The organism is Streptomyces sp. NPDC052040, from assembly GCF_044548405.1.
Lineage (GTDB): Bacteria > Actinomycetota > Actinomycetes > Streptomycetales > Streptomycetaceae > Streptomyces.
On the sequence record NZ_JBIUBV010000016.1, the window covers coordinates 43,092 to 62,469 of the forward strand.

Genomic DNA, 19,378 nt, shown 5'->3' on the forward strand with positions numbered 1-19,378 from the left:
TCACCGCGCGGCCCCGGGCGTACGCCCTCTCCCGTCACCGCATGCACCGAGCCCCCACGCGCCCCCGTATTCACTGATCACGGTGGGTAGTTGAAGCGGCATGCATGCTACACGCAACGTGAGCAGTCCCTCCATGCCGCGCCTCGCGGCCGCCGCGCTGGCCGGAACCGCCGTCGAGTTCTACGACTTCTTCGTCTACGGCACCGCCGCCGCCCTGGTCCTCGGACCGCTGTTCTTCCCGACCTTCTCGCCGATGGCGGGCACCCTGGCGGCCTTCGGCACCTTCGCGGTGGGTTTCCTGGCCCGCCCGCTCGGCTCGGTGCTGTTCGGGCACTTCGGGGACCGGCGCGGCCGACGGCCGGTCCTCATCGCCTCCCTGCTGCTGACCGGCGCCTCGACGGTGGCCGTCGGCTGTGTACCCGCCTACGGCTCGATCGGCACGGCCGCGCCCGTACTCCTGCTGGTGCTGCGCTTCCTCCAGGGGCTCGGGCTCGGCGGGGAGTGGGGCGGCGCGGTGCTGCTGACCATGGAGCACGCGCCACCCGACCGCCGCGCGCTGTGGGCGAGCTTCCCGCAGATGGGACCGGCGCTGGGGTTCGTGCTGGCCAACGGCACGGTGCTGGGGCTGTCGGCGACCCTGTCGGACGCGCAGTTCGCCGCCTGGGGCTGGCGGATCCCGTTCTGGGCGGCGGGGCTGCTGGCAGCGGTGGGGCTGTGGCTGCGCGGGTCGGTGGCGGAGAGCCCGCACTTCCTGGAGATCGACGACCACGCGCGGCTGCCGGTCGCCGAAGTGGTGCGTGTGCACTGGCGGCTGGTGCTCCTGACGGCCGGTGCCCTGGCGGTCGGCTACGCGGTCTTCTACGCCGTGACCACCTGGTCCCTCGCCTACGCCACGGAGCGGCTCGGGGTGAGCCGTCCGGTGATGCTGACGTGCGTCATGGCCACGGTGCTGGTCCAGGGCGCGCTGACGCCGCTCGCTGCCCTGCTGGGCGACCGGTGCGGGCGGCGGGCGCTGTGCCTGACGGGGTGCACGGCGGTCGCCCTGTGGATGTTCCCGATGGTCGCGCTGCTGGCCACCGGCAAGCCGCTGCTGATGTTCCTGGGCTTTCTGGGAGCGATGCTCGCCTTCCTCACGATGTTCTCCGTGACCGCGGTGTATCTGCCGGAGCTGTACGAGCCGCGGGTGCGCTGCACGGGCGCGGCCGTGGGCTACAACCTCGGCGGTGTGCTCGGCGGCGCCCTCACCCCGATCGCGGCGACCACGCTGGCCGGGCACGGGAGCCGGATCCCCTGGGGCGTCGGCGCCTATCTGACGGCTCTGGCCCTGCTCAGCCTGGGGTGCTTCGCCCTGCTGCCGGAGACGGGCCCCGCGCCCGTGCGGAACACGGAACCCGCTCCCGGGTGAGACGACCGCGACCGGCGCGCGGGACACGGGCGGCCCCGGTCGGTGCCGCCCGTGTCCCGCGCGCCTACGGGGTGACCGCCAGCTCCAGATACGCCGCGAACAGCACCAGATGGACTCCGCCCTGAAGCGGTGTGGCACGCCCGGGCACCACGGTCAGCGAGCTCACCACCACCGTCAGGGCCAGCAGCACCATGTGCAGCGGACCGAGGCCGAGGACCAGCGGGCCGGTCAGCCACACGGACGCGAGGGCGACGGCGGGGATGGTCAGTCCGATGCTGGCCATCGCCGAGCCGAGAGCGAGGTTGAGACTCGTCTGGACCCGGTCGCGGCGCGCCGACCGCAGGGCGGCGATGGTCTCGGGCAGCAGCACCAGCAGCGCGATCACCACGCCGACGACGGACTGCGGCATGCCCGCCGCCACCACCGCGGACTCGATGGTGGGCGAGACGCCCTTGGCGAGTCCGACCACTCCGACCAGGGCGAGCGCGAGCAGGGCCAGGCTGAGCGCGGCGGCCCGGGCGGACGGGGCGTCGGCGTGGTCGTCGGCGTGGATCACCTCTCCCTGCCGGGTGATCGGGAGGAAGTAGTCCCGGTGGCGCACCGTCTGGGTGGTCACGAACAACCCGTACAGGATCAGTGAGGCGACCGCGGCGAAGGCGAGCTGGGCCGTGGAGAACTCCGGTCCGGGCTTGCTCGTGGTGAAGGTCGGGAGCACCAGGCTGAGGGTCGCCAGGGTCGCGACGGTGGCCAGCGCGGCACCGGTTCCCTCGGGGTTGAAGACCGCGATCCGGTGGCGCAGCGACGCCGTCAGCAGACTCGCGCCGACAATCCCGTTGCAGGTGATCATCACGGCCGCGAAGACCGTGTCGCGGGCCAGGGTCGCGCTCTTGGCGCCGCCGTCCGCCATGAGGGTGACGATGAGCGCGACCTCGATGACCGTGACCGCGACGGCGAGGACGAGCGAGCCGAACGGCTCGCCCACCCGGTGCGCCACCACTTCCGCGTGGTGGACCGCGGCCAGCACGGACCCGGCGAGGATCACCGTCACCAGGGCGACGACCCCGCCGGGCAGCGCGCGGCCCCAGGTGAGAGCCAGGAGGACCACCGCGACGACCGGCACGACGGCCGTCCACCGCGTCACAAGCGATCGGAGCCCGACGACCATGCTAAAGATCGTCGCAGACCCGTGCGGGGCCCGCATTCCAGGCCGGACGCCCACCGTGCCGCGCGGAGTCCGCCTTCCACGTCGGGCCCGCGCCGTTCCGCGCCGAGTCCGCATTCCACGCCGGGCCCCCGCCGGGCCGCGCCGAGTCCGCCGCGGGGGTGCGCGGCCGTATGCCGCGCATCCCGTCGGCCTGCCGCCCGGTCCGCTTCCGTACCGTCACGCCCCGACGCTGTCCTTCCGCGCCGCCTCGGCCGCCTCCTGCTTTCTGGAGGCCATCAGGCTGGTGATGGTGGTGACGATCAGCACCGCGCAGATCACGCCCAGGGAGACCGGTATGGAGATCTCGGGGACGTGCACACCGGACTCGTGCAGCGCGTGCAGCACCAGCTTGACTCCGATGAAGCCCAGGATGATCGACAGGCCGTAGGAGAGGTGGACCAGCTTCTTGAGCAGGCCCCCGATGAGGAAGTACAGCTGCCGCAGGCCCATCAGCGCGAACGCGTTGGCCGTGAACACGATGTACGGGTCCTGCGTCAGGCCGAAGATGGCGGGGATGGAGTCCAGGGCGAACAGCACGTCGGTGGTGCCGATCGCGAGCATCACGACCAGCATCGGGGTCATGATCCGCTTGCCGTTCTCCTGGATCCACAGCCTGGTGCCGTGATAGCGGTCGGCCACGCCGAAGCGGCGCTCGGCCGCCTTCAGCAGCTTGTTCTCCTCGTACTCCTCGTCGTCGTTCTCGGCCCGGGCCTCCTGGATCAGCTTCCAGGCGGTCCAGATCAGGAAGGCGCCGAACAGGTAGAACACCCAGGAGAAGGACGAGAGGATCGCGGCGCCCGCGGCGATGAAGGCTGCCCGCAGGACCAGGGCTATGAGCACACCCACCAGGAGCACGCGCTGCTGGTACTGCGAGGGCACGGCGAACTTCGCCATGATCAGGACGAAGACGAAGAGGTTGTCGACGCTCAGGGACTTCTCGGTGATGAAGCCCGCGAAGAACTCTCCGGCAGGCTGGCCACCACCGAAGAGGGCCAGGCCGAGGCCGAACAGTCCGGCCAGGGCGATCCAGACGACTGTCCAGATACCGGCTTCCTTGACCGAGACATCGTGCGGTTTGCGGCCGATGAAGAAATCGACCGCGATGAGGGCCGCGAGGCCCACGATCGTCAGGACCCACAGGGTCGGGGATACAGTCACTGCTCCTCCGGCAGTCGTCACGGCATCTATCAGCGTCGTCGCTGCCGGAGGTCTCTTCCACCCGCGGAGCTCCCGGCGCATGGTGCGCCCGGTGCCTGCGGGCCGACGCCCCGGGATCTGGCCTGATCCGTACCGACGGGTGCGCCGCAGCAGATAGGGAGTACTCCCCTCCGTAGGAAAGACAGTACCCCAATCACCAAGGAAAGGTAAAGGGATTAGTAAAGATAAGTCTAAGTGTGCAGCTCAGGGGCACTTTGCCGACTCTTGGTGAGCGAGTGGGGCACTTCAGTGACTCCGGGGGCCGCGAGCCTCCGCGATCCGGCCGAGCACTTGGGCGAACAGGCCGCCGCCCCGGGGCACCCGCGGCGGCTCGTAGGTCCATGCGTGGCCGACCCAGGGGTCCGCGAGATGGTCGTCGGGAACGGGGGTGAGCCGCAGCAGCGAGCGCCAGAGCGGATCGAGCAGCGAACCGAAACCGGCGGCGTCCTCCCGGTCGGCGACCAGCATCAGCTGCACCCCGACGGACGGCCCCTCGTCGGCGAGATGGCGCAGTCGGGTCACGGCCCGGTCGTCGAAGCCGTACGGGAAGTCATGGACGATCAGCAGTCGGCCGGCGGTGTCGAGATCCGGTGGCAGGGCGTCCGGGGCGCCGCCGCGCGCGGCCATCTGCAACAGGTCGATACGCCGGGTGAGCCGGGTCAGCGTCGCGGTGACGCCGTCGGCGCCGACGGCGGGCGGGGCGGCGAGCAGTCCGGACCGGACCAGCGGGGCGAGCGGTCCGGCGGCCGAACCCGCCGGGTCGATCACCTCCACCGCGAATGCGTCGGGCGGGTGCACCGCCAGCAGGCGTCCCGCGTGCGCCACCGCCGTCTCCATGGCGAGGCGGCGCAGTCCCTCCGGGTCCGCGCGCGGGTCGGGGGATCCGGAGTGGCCGCTGTCGATCCACAGCCCGCGCTCCAGCGGCAGCGGCACCAGCAGGGGGATGCGCAGCTCTCCGCTCTCGGGGAGGCGCAGATCGCCGAGGCGTACGGCCATGGGGCTGCGGGTGGGCACCCGGTACTCGTGCCAGACCGGGTTGTCCCAGCGCGCGAAGGCCGTGGGCAGGGCGGGCTCGACGACCTCGGACTCCGCGACGAGCTGGGCGAGGTCCCGGTCGAACGCTTCCCGGGCCCGGGTGACGAGCAGGGTGTGCCTGGCCCGGGCCGCCTCGCGGGCAGCGTCGCCCTGGCCGCCGAGCCGCAGGCGCGGATCGGCCAGGACCTGGTCCAGCTCCCGGTCCAGTCGGGAGTCCGCGAAGTCGACGGCACCGCGATAGGCGGCGGCCGAGCGGGCCAGGTCCTCGAACATGCCCCAGACCTGGTTGTGGAGCCGCTCTTCCGGGGACCAGCCGGTCGCGTCGCCCGCGAAGGGCCCGGTCGGCGGCCCCGAAGCGTCCGGGGGCGCGGTCGGCGCGTGCGCCGGTGGAGCCGCACTCCGCCGACCGGGGTGCACATGGCCGACCGGACCGCCGGAAGCCGGCCGGGAAACGGATCCGGTCGGGCCGGCTGCCTCCTCCTGGCGGGGTCCCGGCCGGGGCTCGCCCGGCGGATCCCCCGACGGGGGCAGGGTGCCAGGGGCCTGCCGGGGAGCCGAGAGGCCGTCGGCCAGCCGCGGATCCTCGTACGACGGCGGAGAGCCCTGGGCCTCCTGGGCGGCCGGGGGAGTGGCCATCCGCCGGGTGTGGTCCTCTTCCGGCAGGCGCGGGGGTGGCGGTGGCGCGGTGAAGGGGCGGGCCGGGCCCGGGAGCGCCGTCTCGTTGATTTCGGCCGCGAGGCGCTCGGCCCCGGGCAGGTTCTGGTCCGCGAGCAGGGCGGCCAGTCCGCCCGCGTAGCCCTGGCCGACCGCGCGGACCTTCCAGGCGCCCTGTCTGCGGTAGAACTCCAGCGCGATGAGCGCGGACTCCGTGTCCAGACCGCTGATGGTGTAGCGGGCGACCGCGGTGCCGTCGGGGCCTGTGACCGTGGCGACGGGCGCGGCCAGACCGCCGAACCGCGCCGGGCCGCCGGTCCCCGTGGGCAGGGCGAGCAGCACGCCGACCCGGTGGACGCTCTCCGGCAGCGCGTCCAGGTCGAAGGCCAGCCGATGCTCTGCCGCCGCCTGCCGGGAGACCTCCAGGCCGGGCAGGGCGGGCGCGCCCGGATGGGCCACCCACTCGATGCCGGGCAGCCTGCCCTCCGCGTCCGCGAGCGTGGCCCCGGCCACGACCGGTGCGGGTGCCGACACCCGGACGTCGAGGCGGGCGGCCGGAAGCGGATGGTTCTGCCCCCGGACCAGCTCGGCGGTCATCGCCCTGCCCCCCTGTGTCGTTGTGCGTGCCCGGCGCCTGGTGCCTACAGGTGCGGCAGGATCGCCGGCATCAGGTCCTGGAAGGTGCGGCCGTTGGCCGGGGTGCCCAGGGCCGTCATGGTCCAGCCCGGGCCCGCTCGGTGCACCTTCGCCATGATCTGCGCCGTGTACGCGCCTCCGCCGGCCAGCGTGTAGCGGGCCAGCTCCTGGCCGTTGGTCTCGTCGACCAGACGGCAGAACGCGTTCTGCACCTCCTGGAACGTCTGGCCCGTGAACGAGTTCACGGTGAAGACGATCTGGTCGATGTGGACCGGAATGCGCTGGAGGTCGACGAGGATCGACTCGTCGTCGCCGCCCTGGCCCACTCCGCCGACGAGGTTGTCCCCCGTGTGCCGCACGGATCCGTCATCGCTCACGAGGTGACGGAAGAAGACCACGTCCACGGGCTGCTTGTCCGCGAAGAGCACGGCGGACGCGTCCAGGTCGATCTCCCGGGTGCGGGAACCGAACAGTCCGCGCCGGGGGGCGGCCTGCCAGCCGAGCCCCATGCGCACCGCGGTCAGCGTGCCTCCGTCGTTCTTCTGCAGGCTGATGGCCTGCCCCTTGGTCATATTGACGGTCACGCGCCGTTCCCCTCTCAAGCCAGTCCCCAGTTGGCCGCGGACTCCGCGGATGGTCGAAACCCTACGCAGCGGCACTGACAGTGACGAACCCCGGGTCGCGCATTGTGTCGGTCTTGCAACACACCGCTCGGTCCTGCGACACACCGCGCGGCTTCCGGGGTCCGCCCCGGGCCGACGGCCCGTCAGGCCAGGCCCGCTTCCTTCATCTGGCGCAGTTCCTTCTTCATCTCCGAGACCTCGTCGCGCAGCCGGGCCGCGATCTCGAACCGGAGATCCGCGGCCGCCGCCCGCATCCGCTCCGTCATCTCCTCGATCTGCCCGGCGAGTTCGGCCGCCGGACGGTCGGTCGGGACCGTCTCCTTGGCCTTGCCCTTGGCGGACTTGGCCCCCTTCCCCGTCTGCATCCCGAGGGCGGGCACCGGGGCCTTGGCGCCCTTGCCGTCCTTCGTCTTGCGGTAGCCGCTGCCGAGCAACTGCTCGGTGTCCACGTCCTCCCGGGCGATCTGCGCCACGATGTCGTTGATCTTCTTGCGCAGCGGCTGCGGGTCGATGCCGTTCGCCTTGTTGTAGGCGACCTGCTTCTCCCGGCGGCGGTTGGTCTCGTCGATGGCCTTCTCCATCGCGGGAGTGATCTTGTCGGCGTACATGTGGACCTGTCCCGACACATTGCGCGCGGCACGCCCGATGGTCTGGATGAGCGAGGTCCCGGAGCGCAGGAAGCCCTCCTTGTCGGCGTCGAGGATCGCCACCAGGGAGACCTCGGGCAGGTCGAGGCCCTCCCTGAGGAGGTTGATGCCGACCAGGACGTCGTACTCGCCGGAGCGCAGCTCGCGCAGCAGTTCCACCCGGCGCAGGGTGTCCACGTCGCTGTGCAGATAGCGCACCTGGATGCCCATCTCCAGGAAGTAGTCGGTGAGGTCCTCGGCCATCTTCTTGGTGAGCGTGGTGACCAGGACGCGCTCGTCCTTCTCGGTGCGCTTGCGGATCTCGTGCACCAGGTCGTCGATCTGGCCCTCGGTGGGCTTGACCACGACTTCCGGGTCGACCAGGCCGGTGGGGCGGATGATCTGCTCGACCTGGCCGTCGGAGCGGGACAGCTCGTACTGTCCGGGGGTCGCCGAGAGATAGACGGTCTGGCCGATGCGCTCCTGGAACTCCTCCCACTTCAGCGGCCGGTTGTCCAGGGCCGAGGGCAGGCGGAAACCGTGGTCGACCAGGGTGCGCTTGCGGGAGGCGTCGCCCTCGTACATGGCACCGATCTGGGGCACGGTGACATGGGACTCGTCGATGACGAGCAGGAAGTCCTCCGGGAAGTAGTCGAGCAGGGTGTTCGGCGGTGAGCCGGGCTCGCGGTCGTCGAAGTGCATCGAGTAGTTCTCCACGCCGGAGCAGGTGCCGATCTGGCGGAGCATCTCGATGTCGTACGTCGTGCGCATGCGCAGCCGCTGGGCCTCCAGGAGCTTGCCCTGCTTCTCCAGCGTGGCGAGGCGCTCCTCCAGCTCCTTCTCGATGCCGTTGACCGCCCGCTCCATGCGCTCGGGTCCGGCGATGTAGTGGGAGGCGGGGAAGACGTAGAGCTGCTCGTCGTCGCTGATGACCTCGCCGGTCAGCGGATGGAGGGTGGAGAGGGCCTCGATCTCGTCGCCGAACATCTCGATGCGGACGGCCAGCTCCTCGTAGACCGGGAAGATCTCGATGGTGTCGCCGCGGACCCGGAAGGTGCCGCGGGCGAACGCCATGTCGTTGCGCGTGTACTGGATGTCGACGAAGCGCCGCAGCAGCTGGTCGCGGTCGACCTCGTCGCCCACCTTGAGGTTGACCATGCGGTCCACGTACTCCTGGGGAGTGCCCAGGCCGTAGATGCAGGAGACCGAGGCGACCACGACGACATCGCGGCGGGTGAGCAGCGAGTTGGTCGCGGAGTGGCGCAGCCGCTCCACCTCCTCGTTGATCGAGGAGTCCTTCTCGATGTAGGTGTCCGACTGCGGAACGTACGCCTCGGGCTGGTAGTAGTCGTAGTACGAGACGAAGTACTCGACCGCGTTGTTCGGCAGCAGCTCGCGGAACTCGTTGGCCAGCTGGGCGGCCAGCGTCTTGTTCGGGGCCATCACCAGGGTGGGGCGCTGGAGCTTCTCGATCATCCACGCGGTGGTCGCGGACTTTCCGGTGCCGGTAGCACCCAGCAGGACAACATCTTTCTCACCTGCGCGAACGCGCTTTTCCAGCTCGGCGATGGCCGTGGGCTGGTCGCCGCTGGGCTGGTAGGGGCTGACGACCTCGAAGGGCGCCACCGAACGATCGATCTGGGTAACGGGCCGCATGTTCTCCACCGTACGACCCCGCACTGACAACGGGGGACGGTCAGCGGTTCTGCGGGGCCCGGTGGGCCCGCTGTGCGGTGCGCCGCCGGGGGCGCGGGGCGGGGTGCCGCCCGGTGTGGGTGACCGGGGGGTGGGCCGGGATCCCGGGCTTGCGTTCCGGCGGGGTGCGGTGGGGCTTGCCCATGATCATGAGCGGGTCGAAGATCACGACGGCTCCGGCCAGGCACAGGAAGGCGAGCGGGCCGATCATCATGGGGGCGAGCAGGTCGGCGGGGGTCTCGCCGCCCGGGATTCCCCCGCCGCCGTGCAGATGGACGCTGAGCGCGGCCATGCCCGTGTAGTGCATGCCGGTGACCGCGAGTCCCATGACGAGGCTGGCTCCGACGCTCCAGAGGAAGCCGCGGATCTGTCCGGCGGCCCACAGGGCGGCGGTGGCCGCGACAACCGCGATGACGACGGACGCGGCGACGGTGAGGGTGTTGTACTCCAGCATGCCGTTGAGGCGCATTCCCGCCATGCCGAGGTAGTGCATCGAGGCGATGCCCAGGCCGGTGAGCGTGCCGCCGGTGAAGAGCGCCACCCCGGTGGCACCCCGGTAGCCCACGATGAAGACACCCACTCCGACCATGACGATGGCGACGGCGAGGCTCGCGAAGGTGATCGCCCGGTCGTAGTGGATGGGGGTCTCGTGGACCGTGAAGCCCATCATCGCGATGAAGTGCATGGTCCAGATGCCGGACCCGATGGCGGCCGATCCCAGGGCGAGCCACCCCGGCCGCCAGGACTGGGTCACCAGCATCGACCGCGTGGTGCAGCGCAGTCCGAGCGCGCCGCCGAGGCAGGCCATGAGGTACGCCACCACCGGAGTGACAAGTCCGTAGCTGAAGCCGTCGACAGTGCCTTGCATGCGCGGCGGCCCTCCTCACCCTGATGCGTCCCTGATATCCGGAATTGCCCCCATCCTCCAGGCCGTGACGACGACCGAGGCTGTGGCAGAGAGTATGACTCGCCCACCGGCGGCCGAACGATTTTCCGGCAAAGAGGCACGACGCTGCCGCACTTGTGCGGCAGTTGTGCGCACCTCAGGGCATCCCACGCCACTTCGTGTCCGCCCCGCACCGCCGCTTCCTTGACTCCCCGCAGTCACTCTGATGCTGTAAGTGATCGTCGACGCGAGGAGTACCCATGCACGCGCGCGTTGCAGTCGCCACTGCCATCGCGTTCTTCGGCCTCGGCATCGCCATGCTGCCGAGCCCGCACGCCGGTGCCGCGGGCGGTGACCGCCTGGTCGTGGTCGCCCACCGCGGCGCCTCCGGCTACGCGCCCGAGAACACGCTCGCCGCCGTCGACCGGGCGGCCGCCCTGGGCTTCGGCTGGGTCGAGAACGATGTGCAGCGCACCCGGGACGGCCGTCTCGTCGTGATCCACGACGCCACCCTGGACCGGACCACCGACGTCAAGAAGGTGTTCCCGCACCGGGCACCCTGGAGGGTGAAGGACTTCACGGCCCGGGAGATCGCCCGCCTGGACGCGGGAAGCTGGTACGGCCGCCGGTACGCGGGCGTCCGGGTGCCGACGCTCAAGCAGTACATGGAGCGCCTGTCGCGCAACCACCAGAGCCTGGTCCTGGAGATCAAGAACCCCGAGCTGTATCTGGGCATCGAACGCCAGACCCTCGCACTGCTGGAGCGGGAGGGCTGGCTCGACTCCGGCCATCTGGGGAACCGGCTGATCGTGCAGAGCTTCAGCGCGGACAGTGTGCGCACGGTCCATGAGCTGCGCCCTGCGGTCAGGACCGCGTACCTGGGCACCCCACGGAGGGCGGAACTGGGGGCGTACGCCCGGTTCACCGATCAGATCGACGCGGCCGACGACCGGCTCTCCCTGGGCTATGTCGCCGCGGTGCACGCGCTCAAGGGGGCGCACCACAAGCCGATGAGGGTGTTCGCGTGGACCGTCAACAGCGCGGACGAGGCCCGGCGGCTGGACGGTATCGGGGTGGACGGGATCATCACCAACGTCCCCGACGTGGTCCGCGCGGCCGTCACGGCCCGCTGAATCCGGCCGTCCCCGGGGGTGCGGGTGAGGAGTCCGTCTCGCCCGCCCGCTCGTCCTCCGTGTCCGGCCGTCCCCGGGGTGCGGGCGAGGGCCGGTCCGGGATCGCGGGGCGTTGTCAGTGCCCGGTCGTACGGTGGGCACATGAACGCTGAAGTGCAGGACGAGCAGCAGGTGGTGTGGGCCGTGACCGACACGGACATCGGGCCCCTGCTGCTGGCCGCCACGCGCGACGGCCTGGTGAACGTGGTGTTCCACGCGACGGAGGCCGTGCGCGACCAGGCCCTGGCACGGCTGGCCTCCCGGCTCGGCACGGAGCCCGTCGAGGACCCCGGCTCCCCGCTGCTGGCCGAGGCGACACGCCAGCTGGCGGCCTACTTCGCCGGTGCACTGCACGACTTCGAACTGCCCCTGGACTGGTCCCTGATCACCGGTTTCAACCGGCAGGTGCTGCGCGCGCTGGCCTCCGGTGTGCCCTACGGCACCGTGGTGGGCTACGGGGATCTCGCGGGCCGGGTCGGACAGCCGGGCGCGGCCCAGGCCGTGGGCACGGCGATGGGCGCCAATCCGCTGCCGCTGGTCGTGCCGTGCCACCGCGTCGTCGAGAGCGACGGCGGCATCGGCGGATTCGGGGGCGGCCTGGAGACCAAACGGAAGCTGCTCGCCCTGGAGGGGGTGCTCCCGGAGCCGCTCTTCTGACGCGCTCCGCCTCGCTCCGCCCGCTCGCCTCGCGACGTTTGGTTCGCGGCGGCGCCCGCCAGAGATGAGGGGAGACCGAGAGACAGGAGGCACGCGCGTGCTGGTGGTGTCCGAAGAGGTGCGGGAAGCCCTTGCCGCCCGCCGTCCGGTGGTGGCCCTGGAGTCGACGATCATCGCGCACGGACTGCCCCGTCCCGACAATCTCCGGGTCGCGCTGGACCTGGAGGATCTCGTACGGCAGGAGGGCGCCGTCCCCGCGACCGTCGCCGTCGTGGACGGCCGGGCCCGGGTCGGGCTGGACAAGGACCAGATCGAGCGGATCGCGAACGAGGAGGGGATCCGCAAGCTGGGCCATCGCGATCTGCCGTTCGCGGCCGCGGCGGGGGTGAGCGGGGCGACCACGGTGTCCGCCACGGCGCTGCTGGCCTCCCTCGCCGGGGTACGGGTCTTCGCGACGGGCGGCCTCGGCGGGGTGCACCGGCAGTGGACGGCCACCCAGGACGAGTCGGCCGATCTGGGGCTGCTGGCCCGGACGAGGATCACCGTGGTGTGCGCGGGGGTGAAGTCGATCCTGGACGTCCCGGCGACGCTCCAGCGTCTGGAGACGCTGGGCGTGGCGGTGGCCGGATACCGCACCGACCGCTTCCCGGGCTTCTATCTGTCCGACTCGGGGCATCCGGTCGACTGGGCCCTTCGGTCACCGGAGGAGGTGGCGGGGGTGATGGGTGCGCAGGACGCGCTCGGCGGGCCGGATTCGGCGCTGGTCGTCGCCCGGCCCGTGGCGGCGGCGGAACAGCTCGATCCGCAGCTCCACGCCCGGGTGCTGACCGCCGCGCTCAAGGCGTGCGAGGACGAGGGGATCAGCGGTCAGGCGGTCACACCGTTCCTGCTCGACCATCTGGTGCGGCACACCGGCGGAGCCTCGCTGAGCGCCAATCTGGCGGCGGTGCGCGGCAATGTGCAGCTCGCGGCGCAGATCGCGGCGGCTTGGGCGCGGGCGTGAGCGGGGCACTGCTCGTCGTCGGGGACATCGTCACGGACGTCGTCGCCCGGCACACCGGTCCGCTGGCGCCGGGCACGGACACGGCCGCCGCGATCCGGACGCTCCCGGGCGGTGCCGGAGCGAACGTGGCGTGCTGGGCGGCTCATTGGGGCTGCCCGGACGTACGGCTGCTCGGGCGGGTCGGGGCGGATGCGGCGGCCTGGCACGAACGGCAACTGACAGGAGCGGGGGTACGGCCCCGCCTGGTCGTCGATGCCGAGGCGGCCACCGGCACGGTCATCTGCCTGGTGGACGGGAGCGCCGCGGCGGAACGGACCTTCCTCACGGACAGCGGGGCCTCTCTGCGGCTGGGCCCCTCGGACTGGTCGGACGGGCTGCTCGACGGGGTGGCACGGCTGCATCTGTCGGGCTATCTGCTGTTCTCCGAGCGGAGCAGGGCACTGGTGGGGGTGGCTCTGGCGGGGGCCCGGGCGCGCGGGGTGGCGGTGAGTCTGGACCCGGCGTCGGCCGGGTTCCTCACCGAGCTGGGGGCGAGCCGGTTCCTGGCGCTCGCCGAGGGCGTCGATGTGCTGCTCCCCAGCCGGGACGAGGCCTGTCTGCTGACCGGACTGCCCGACCCGGCGGACGCGGCCGCCAAGTTGAGCCGCCAGGTCCCCCTGGTGGTCGCCAAGCAGGGCGCCCATGGGGCACTGGTGGCCGCGGAGGGAAGGGTCCTGGCCCGGGTCCCCGCCGCCCCCGCTGTCCCTCGGGACACGACCGGGGCGGGCGATGCCTTCACCGGGGCCTTCCTCGCGGCCCTGCTGGCGGGGGCGGCACCGGAGGAGGCGGCGGTTGAGGGCTGCCGGGCGGGAGCCATGGCGGTGGAGGGGGTGGGCGGCAGGCCTCCGTCGGGGGCCGGGTAGGCGGGCGGCGTGGGGCCGAGGTCGTCGGGCGGCGGGGGCCGCGTCCCCGGCGGACGGTCCGGGGCCGCCGCATCTTCGGCGGACGGTCCGGGGCCATATCCTCGGCGGGCGGTCCGGGGCCGCGTCCTCGACGGGCGGTCCGGGCCGCATCCTCGACGGGCGGTCCGGACCGCATCTTCGGCGGGAGCGGCCCCGGACCGGCTTCCCCTATTCCTTGCGTCCCCAGGCCGAGATCAGCGGGGAAGTGGCCAGGTCCATCGTGCCGGACGCGACATGGGACAGATGGCGGTCGATCTCCTCGTCCGTGGCGAGACCGGCGGCGACGAGCCGGTCGCGGACCTGTCGGACGGTCGCGGCCTCCAGGGCCGAACAGGCGGGCGAGGCGATCGGGAAGTACGCGTCGGCCTCCACCCGCGCAAGCCCCGCCTCGCGGAGCAGCCGCGGGAGCCGTCGGCCGTAGGAGAGATCGGCGCCGCGTTCGGCGAGCAGGGTGCGGAAGCCCTGGCGCAGACGGTTCGCGAGTTGCTGCTCGGGGCCGTACTCGTCCGGGCAGATGAGCGGCTGGAGCGCGGGGTCGGCGTCCTCGATCAGGAGCCTGCCGCCGGGGCGCAGGGCCTTGATCATGGATTGCAACGCCCTTTCCCGGTCCGGCACATGGACCAGCACGAGCCGGGCATGCACCAGGTCGAACTTCTCCGCCGGTGGCTCTTCGGTGCCGATGTCGTGGGTGCGGATCTGGATGGGGGGCCGGGCGGCCGACACCGCCCAGGAGGTGTCGATGTCGGTGGCGAGGACCCTGCCGGTGGGCCCCACCTTCTTGGCGAGCCAGGAGACCACGGACGTGCCGCCCGCCCCGACCTCCCAGCAGCGCCAGCCGGGTCCGATACCGAGGTCCTCGATATGGCGGAAGGTCGTGAGGTCGAAGAGGGCGGACAGCGCGTCGAAGCGCCGACCCGCCTCGGCCTGCTGGTTGTCGAGGAGATATCCGTCGCTCGGCGTCATACGGCGATCATGTCAGCAGTGCACCCCGGCCGTACCGGACGACGCTCCGCACGATCGGCACGGCCCGACGGCGTCCCCCCGCAGAGCCTTCACCAGGGCAACTCGACTTATCCACAGGCTTTTCCGGCGATCGGCGCCCACTGGCAGACTGACTCGGGAAGGCGCGGAATGCGGCGCGAGGAGATCCACGCAAGGAGATCCAGATGTCCCTGGCAGGGAATCTGCGGAAGACCACGGGCCTCCGCAGGGCCGGTGGCCTCCGCAGGGTGGCGCGACTGGCGCGGCCTCGGATGCGCGTCGATCTGAGCCACCCGGCCCGGTCACCGCTGGGCTCGCGGCGAGCGAGGTGGTGGGCACCGGCGAGATCATGGTGTTCATCGGTCCCGCCTTCGTCATCACGGTGCGGCACGGACGGCACGGCTCGCTGGGGCCGCTGCGCGAGGAGCTGGAGGCCCGTCCGGAGCAGCGTCACGGACGCGGTGCAGGGGGACATCGACCAGGTCGAGACGGATGTGTTCGCCGAGAACGGCGCGCCGCTGGACCCCGGCCGCATCTACCAGCTCAAGCGTGAACTCCTGGAGCCGAAAAGGGCGGTGGCACCACTGGACCGTCCCGTGCAGGAGCTGGCCACCAGGCCGAGCCGGGTGATCGATCCGGAGATACAGGCGTACTTCAGGGACGCCTCCGACCATCTGCTGCGCGCCATCGAGCAGATGGCCGCCGCCTGCCTCGTCCTGTACCGGGGCTTCAACGCAACGGCTGGCTGTGAAGCCCCGTCAGCGGTCCGGGTGAGCGTGCCCCGCCTCGGCATCGCCAGGGTCAGTGCCGGTGGCCAGGGTCAGTGGGCCCCGCTCTTCGCGTAGACGTTCTCGACCCACTCGACCATCTGGCCTTCCGTCAGATGACCGGCCAGGTCGGCTTCGCTGATCATGCCGACGAGCCGCTTGTTGTCGATGACGGGCAGTCGGCGGATCTGGTGGCCCTCCATCTCCTGGAGGACTTCGCTGATGTCGGCGTTCGCGTCGATCCAGCGCGGTGTGCCCTTGGCCATCTCGCCCGCGGTGATCCGTGCGGGGTCGTGTCCCATGGCCACGCAGCCGATCACGATGTCGCGGTCGGTGAGGATGCCGCAGAGCCGTTCGCTCTCGTCGCTGATGGGCAGCGCACCGACGTTGAGTTCACGCATCAGCTGGGCGGCGCGGTCCAGGGTTTCATGCGCGGGGATCCACTGGGCACCACGGTGCATGATGTCTCCGGCGGTGGTCATGGAGTACCTCCCGTTGCCGGACGGCCGGCGCGGTACGGGACGCACCGCAGGTCCCGACGCCCTTCATTCTTGCCGTGCCCGCGCGGCGGCGCACCCGGAGGCGCGGCCCGGGCGGGGCGGCCGGGCAGACGGCCGGGGTGTTCGGGCCGCTGGTCAGCCGTTCCAGGCGGGGTGGCGGGGGTCGTCCGCGCGGATCAGGACGTCGGCGGAGGAGGCGGGGTCGGTCTCCGCCTCGTAGCGCTCGAAGGCGGGAAGGGTCCAGTGCTCGGACTCGGGGGTGCGGCGGCGGAGGGCACCGGCCGACAGACGCACATGGACGGTCAGGTCGAAGGGGAACCAGTGCCGGAGGAGGAGGGGACCGTGGAGCAACAGCACGCCGCCGGGCGGAAGGTGGACATAGGGGCTGCGGGTGGCGCGGTCGGTGGAGGGGTCCCGGAGATCGGGCAGGACCCGGCCGTCGGCGCCGGGTTCGAGTGGCCCGAAGACCTCGCGCCACAGGGCACCGGTGTCGAGCCATCCGTCGTAGTAGGAGTCCGGGTCCCGGTGGCCGTGTTCCAGACGGAGGGACGCGGGGCGCAGAAAGCCCTCCGCCCCGACGACCAGAGAGGGGCGGCCGCGGGTCCGCAGCGCGTCGGACACCCGCCGGGCGAGGTCGCCCGGGCGCGCGGCCGGGGCTCCGTCGAAGGCGATGCGCGGCCAGGAGCTGCCGTCGGCGGGCCTCAGGTCGAGCAGCCGGTCGGCGAGCAGGTCGCCGAGCCGCTCCCAGGTGATCGCTTCGAGTCGCACAGAGCCCATGATGCCGCGCCACCGGGGTGCGACCGCGCCTCGCCCGGCGCACCGGCGGCCACCCCGCCGGAGGGCGGCTCCCTGGGCGCCCGGGCGGTGTCGTCGAGCGGCCGGGCGGGGAATGAGCCGGGTATGGCGCCGAGCGCAACTCCCCCACCCGGTGGCGGGCTTGTCGTCTTCCAGCCGGTCAAGCGGCGCCGCTGTGCCGCGTGCCGCGGCGGGCCCCTGGCCCTGCTGGTGCTGGAGGAGGGGAAGCCCCGCTGCCTGGACTGTGCCGACCTCGGGCATCTCGTTTTCCTGCCGCGCGGCGACACGGCGCTGACCCGGCGGTCACGGGAGGCCAGTGCGCTCTCGGCGGTCGTGGTGCGGTTCAACCGCCGCCGCGGCCGCTACGAGCGGCAGGGGCTGCTCGTCGAGGAGGCGGCGCTCGCGTTCGCCGAGGAACGCTGCCTCGCGGACGCGGAGGCCCGCCGCAGACGCCGGGCACGTGACGCGCAACGGCGGGCGGCCGAGGACCGGCGGTTCACCGAGGCCTTCGCACAGGAGATACGGCGCCTGTTTCCCGGCTGCCCGGCCGCGCGCGCCGAGGCGGTGGCGGCCCACGCCTCGGTGCGCGGCAGCGGACGGGTCGGCCGGAGCGCGGCGGGACGGGCGCTGTCGCCCGACGCGGTGACGGCCGCGGTACGGGCATCGGTGCGGCACCTGGAGACGCCGTACGACCAGCTGCTGATGCAGGGAGTGCCACGGCCCGAGGCACGCCGGCGCATCGCGGAGCGCGTGGAAGCAACGCTGCGGGAGTGGCGACTGCGGGAGGTGGCGTGAGCGGGGCGTAGGGGGGCGCTGGGCGGTCGGGCGGCCTTTCCGGCCGGGCGGCCGCGGCAGGGACGGAACGCCCGAAGCCTCCGGACGGGCCGTTGGCCCCACATCCGTCGCTACGCCTGGTCACGGTCTTCGCAGAGACCGTCACCCGTGGTGAACATGCGGACGGGGACGTGGGCGCCGGGCATGATCGCGGGGCGGGCGGACGGAGGCAGTCGTATCGTGGCACGAAACGGTCCCGTGTATGTGTATGTGCGCAAGGGGGACGGCCATGGCCGATCCCAGAGGCTTTATGAGCACTCCCCGGGAGGAGTGGCCCCGCAGGCCCGTGGAGGAGCGGGTGCGGGACTGGAACGAGGTGTACGTTCCGGGGGCGCTGCTGCCGATCATCAGCCGTCAGGCGAACCGGTGCATGGACTGCGGGATCCCGTTCTGCCATCAGGCCTGTCCGCTCGGGAATCTGATCCCCGAGTGGAACGGCCTGGTCTCGCGCGAGGACTGGCGTGCCGCTGCCGACCGGCTGCACGCGACGAACAACTTTCCGGAGTTCACCGGCCGGTTGTGCCCGGCGCCGTGCGAGGCGGGCTGTGTGCTGGCCATCAATCAGCCCGCGGTCACCATCAAGAACGTGGAGGTCGCGATCGCCGACCGGGCCTGGGAGGAGGGTTTCGCACCGCCGTGTCCGCCGGAGCGGTTGTCGGGGCGGACGGTGGCGGTCGTCGGGTCGGGTCCGGCGGGGCTCGCGGCGGCCCAGCAGCTGACCCGGGCCGGGCACACGGTGGCGGTGTACGAGCGCGCGGACCGGATCGGGGGGCTGATGCGGTACGGGATACCGGCGTTCAAGATGGAGCGGCGGCATCTCGACCGGCGTCTGGAGCAGATGCGGGCGGAGGGGACGAAGTTCCGTGCGTCGACGACCATAGGCCGGGACATCGGGGCCGCCGAGTTGCGGGCGCGCTATGACGCGGTGGTGCTCGCGACCGGTGCCACGGCGTGGCGTGAACTGGATGTGCCCGGGCGGGAGCTGACCGGAATCCATCAGGCGATGCAGTATCTGCCGCTGGCCGACCGGGTGTGCGAGGGGGATCTCGATGTCTCCCCGCTGTCGGCGGCGGGCAAGCATGTGGTGATCGTGGGCGGCGGGGACACGGGAGCGGACTGCCTGGGTACGGCGGTACGGGAGGGGGCGGCGTCCGTGACCCAGCTCGACATCTATCCCCAGCCGGAGTCGGGCCGGGACGAGGAGATCGAGCCCTGGCCGACGTATCCGAAGATCTACCGGCTGTCGGCCGCGCACGAGGAGGCGCGCGATCTGCGGACGGCGCCCGCCGCGGACGCGGACGCCCGGCTGTTCGCGGCGTCCACGCTGCGCTTCACGGGTGACGCCGAGGGGCATGTTCGCGCGCTGCACCTGGTGGAGGTGGACGAACGGCGGCAGCCGGTGCCGGGCACCGGGCGGACGCTGCCCGCCGACCTGGTGCTGATCGCGCTGGGGTTCTCGGGTCCCGACCGCGGGGACGGGCTGGTCGATCAGCTCGGGATCGCGCTCAACGCCCGCGGGACCATCGCTCGGGACGAGGACTTCGCGACGAACGTCCCCGGCGTGTATGCCGCCGGGGACACCGCGCGGGGGCAGTCGCTGATCGTGTGGGCGATCGCCGAGGGGCGGTCCGTCGCGGCGGCGGTGGACCGGCGGCTGACCGGCGGTGTGTCGCATCTGCCCGCGCCGATCGGGCCGTACGACCGCCCGATGACGGCGTAGCGCGCGAGATGCGAGGCGCGGCTCACGGCTCGGGAGGCGGTGGCGGA

Annotated in this window: 16 protein-coding genes and 1 pseudogene; 8 read left to right on the forward strand and 9 right to left on the reverse strand. The window is 72.0% G+C overall.

Translation table 11 applies throughout. The features are described 5' to 3' along the window. The first annotated feature begins 133 nt into the window (after positions 1-133). Positions 134-1,405 (forward strand): MFS transporter, encoded by a 1,272-nt coding sequence (locus tag ACIHAA_RS26030; protein ID WP_399821364.1) that lies wholly within the window; start codon positions 134-136, stop codon positions 1,403-1,405. 64 nt (positions 1,406-1,469) lie between these two features. Here the strand turns inward: ACIHAA_RS26030 and ACIHAA_RS26035 are convergent, their stop codons facing one another. The 6 genes from ACIHAA_RS26035 to ACIHAA_RS26060 form a co-directional block, all read right to left on the reverse strand. After that, a complete protein-coding gene (locus ACIHAA_RS26035) occupies positions 1,470-2,570 on the reverse strand; it encodes a calcium:proton antiporter (RefSeq protein ID WP_399821176.1) in 1,101 nt (366 codons plus the stop codon). Positions 2,571-2,786: 216 nt separating this feature from the next. Beyond that, positions 2,787-3,767, reverse strand: coding sequence for a TerC/Alx family metal homeostasis membrane protein (locus tag ACIHAA_RS26040; protein ID WP_399821178.1), 981 nt, complete (start codon positions 3,765-3,767; stop codon positions 2,787-2,789). Between the two features lie 285 nt (positions 3,768-4,052). After that, a complete protein-coding gene (locus ACIHAA_RS26045; RefSeq protein ID WP_399821180.1) occupies positions 4,053-6,092 on the reverse strand; it encodes a TerD family protein in 2,040 nt (679 codons plus the stop codon). 44 nt (positions 6,093-6,136) lie between these two features. Beyond that, positions 6,137-6,715 carry a TerD family protein gene (locus ACIHAA_RS26050; RefSeq protein ID WP_399821182.1) on the reverse strand — a complete coding sequence of 193 codons (579 nt, stop codon included), beginning with the start codon at positions 6,713-6,715 and terminating at the stop codon, positions 6,137-6,139. Between the two features lie 182 nt (positions 6,716-6,897). Beyond that, positions 6,898-9,036 carry an excinuclease ABC subunit UvrB gene (uvrB, locus tag ACIHAA_RS26055; protein ID WP_399821183.1) on the reverse strand — a complete coding sequence of 713 codons (2,139 nt, stop codon included), beginning with the start codon at positions 9,034-9,036 and terminating at the stop codon, positions 6,898-6,900. 40 nt (positions 9,037-9,076) lie between these two features. Next, entirely contained in the window at positions 9,077-9,943 is an 867-nt protein-coding gene (locus ACIHAA_RS26060; RefSeq protein WP_399821185.1) for an MHYT domain-containing protein, read from the reverse strand. Between the two features lie 278 nt (positions 9,944-10,221). Between ACIHAA_RS26060 and ACIHAA_RS26065 the strand changes: the two genes are divergently transcribed. From ACIHAA_RS26065 to ACIHAA_RS26080, 4 genes are all read left to right on the forward strand, one after another. Further along, positions 10,222-11,094, forward strand: coding sequence for a glycerophosphodiester phosphodiesterase (locus tag ACIHAA_RS26065; RefSeq protein ID WP_399821187.1), 873 nt, complete (start codon positions 10,222-10,224; stop codon positions 11,092-11,094). Between the two features lie 141 nt (positions 11,095-11,235). After that, complete coding sequence (locus ACIHAA_RS26070; protein ID WP_399821189.1) at positions 11,236-11,790, forward strand: methylated-DNA--[protein]-cysteine S-methyltransferase; 555 nt, start codon at positions 11,236-11,238, stop codon at positions 11,788-11,790. 97 nt (positions 11,791-11,887) lie between these two features. Then, positions 11,888-12,793: a pseudouridine-5'-phosphate glycosidase gene (locus ACIHAA_RS26075; protein ID WP_399821190.1), complete on the forward strand. Its 906-nt coding sequence runs from the start codon at positions 11,888-11,890 to the stop codon at positions 12,791-12,793. After that, entirely contained in the window at positions 12,790-13,695 is a 906-nt protein-coding gene (locus ACIHAA_RS26080; protein WP_399821192.1) for a carbohydrate kinase family protein, read from the forward strand. The genes ACIHAA_RS26075 and ACIHAA_RS26080 overlap by 4 nt, the downstream gene beginning before the upstream one ends. Before the next feature lie 207 nt (positions 13,696-13,902). Here the strand turns inward: ACIHAA_RS26080 and ACIHAA_RS26085 are convergent, their stop codons facing one another. Next, positions 13,903-14,697, reverse strand: a complete 795-nt coding sequence (locus tag ACIHAA_RS26085) for a methyltransferase domain-containing protein (protein ID WP_399821194.1) — start codon at positions 14,695-14,697, stop codon at positions 13,903-13,905. A gap of 203 nt (positions 14,698-14,900) precedes the next feature. Here ACIHAA_RS26085 and ACIHAA_RS26090 point away from each other — a divergent pair. Then, positions 14,901-15,419 (forward strand): annotated as a pseudogene (locus tag ACIHAA_RS26090) (hypothetical protein); the annotation flags it as partial. A 116-nt stretch (positions 15,420-15,535) separates the two neighbouring features. Here the strand turns inward: ACIHAA_RS26090 and ACIHAA_RS26095 are convergent. After that, positions 15,536-15,964: a CBS domain-containing protein gene (locus ACIHAA_RS26095; RefSeq protein ID WP_399821196.1), complete on the reverse strand. Its 429-nt coding sequence runs from the start codon at positions 15,962-15,964 to the stop codon at positions 15,536-15,538. A 153-nt stretch (positions 15,965-16,117) separates the two neighbouring features. Further along, on the reverse strand, positions 16,118-16,759 hold the full coding sequence (locus ACIHAA_RS26100) for a uridine kinase (protein ID WP_399821198.1): 642 nt from the start codon (positions 16,757-16,759) through the stop codon (positions 16,118-16,120). Between the two features lie 123 nt (positions 16,760-16,882). On the opposite strand from ACIHAA_RS26100, the gene ACIHAA_RS26105 reads away from it, so the two are divergent. Together ACIHAA_RS26105 and ACIHAA_RS26110 are read left to right on the forward strand one after the other, a co-directional pair. Continuing rightward, positions 16,883-17,572 (forward strand): DUF2293 domain-containing protein, encoded by a 690-nt coding sequence (locus ACIHAA_RS26105; RefSeq protein WP_399821200.1) that lies wholly within the window; start codon positions 16,883-16,885, stop codon positions 17,570-17,572. Positions 17,573-17,840: 268 nt separating this feature from the next. After that, positions 17,841-19,331: a glutamate synthase subunit beta gene (locus tag ACIHAA_RS26110; protein WP_399821202.1), complete on the forward strand. Its 1,491-nt coding sequence runs from the start codon at positions 17,841-17,843 to the stop codon at positions 19,329-19,331. Positions 19,332-19,378 lie beyond the last annotated feature (47 nt).

What these genes read in the sequence shown, in the direction of transcription:
- ACIHAA_RS26030 (WP_399821364.1), top strand. Translation starts at nt 134, where the DNA reads ATGCCGCGCCTCGCGGCCGCCGCGCTGGCCGGAACCGCCGTCGAGTTC.
- ACIHAA_RS26035 (WP_399821176.1), bottom strand. Translation starts at nt 2,570, where the DNA reads ATGGTCGTCGGGCTCCGATCGCTTGTGACGCGGTGGACGGCCGTCGTG.
- ACIHAA_RS26045 (WP_399821180.1), bottom strand. Translation starts at nt 6,092, where the DNA reads ATGACCGCCGAGCTGGTCCGGGGGCAGAACCATCCGCTTCCGGCCGCC.
- uvrB (WP_399821183.1), bottom strand. Translation starts at nt 9,036, where the DNA reads ATGCGGCCCGTTACCCAGATCGATCGTTCGGTGGCGCCCTTCGAGGTC.
- ACIHAA_RS26060 (WP_399821185.1), bottom strand. Translation starts at nt 9,943, where the DNA reads ATGCAAGGCACTGTCGACGGCTTCAGCTACGGACTTGTCACTCCGGTG.
- ACIHAA_RS26065 (WP_399821187.1), top strand. Translation starts at nt 10,222, where the DNA reads ATGCACGCGCGCGTTGCAGTCGCCACTGCCATCGCGTTCTTCGGCCTC.
- ACIHAA_RS26070 (WP_399821189.1), top strand. Translation starts at nt 11,236, where the DNA reads ATGAACGCTGAAGTGCAGGACGAGCAGCAGGTGGTGTGGGCCGTGACC.
- ACIHAA_RS26085 (WP_399821194.1), bottom strand. Translation starts at nt 14,697, where the DNA reads ATGACGCCGAGCGACGGATATCTCCTCGACAACCAGCAGGCCGAGGCG.
- ACIHAA_RS26095 (WP_399821196.1), bottom strand. Translation starts at nt 15,964, where the DNA reads ATGACCACCGCCGGAGACATCATGCACCGTGGTGCCCAGTGGATCCCC.
- ACIHAA_RS26100 (WP_399821198.1), bottom strand. Translation starts at nt 16,759, where the DNA reads ATGGGCTCTGTGCGACTCGAAGCGATCACCTGGGAGCGGCTCGGCGAC.
- ACIHAA_RS26105 (WP_399821200.1), top strand. Translation starts at nt 16,883, where the DNA reads ATGGCGCCGAGCGCAACTCCCCCACCCGGTGGCGGGCTTGTCGTCTTC.
- ACIHAA_RS26110 (WP_399821202.1), top strand. Translation starts at nt 17,841, where the DNA reads ATGGCCGATCCCAGAGGCTTTATGAGCACTCCCCGGGAGGAGTGGCCC.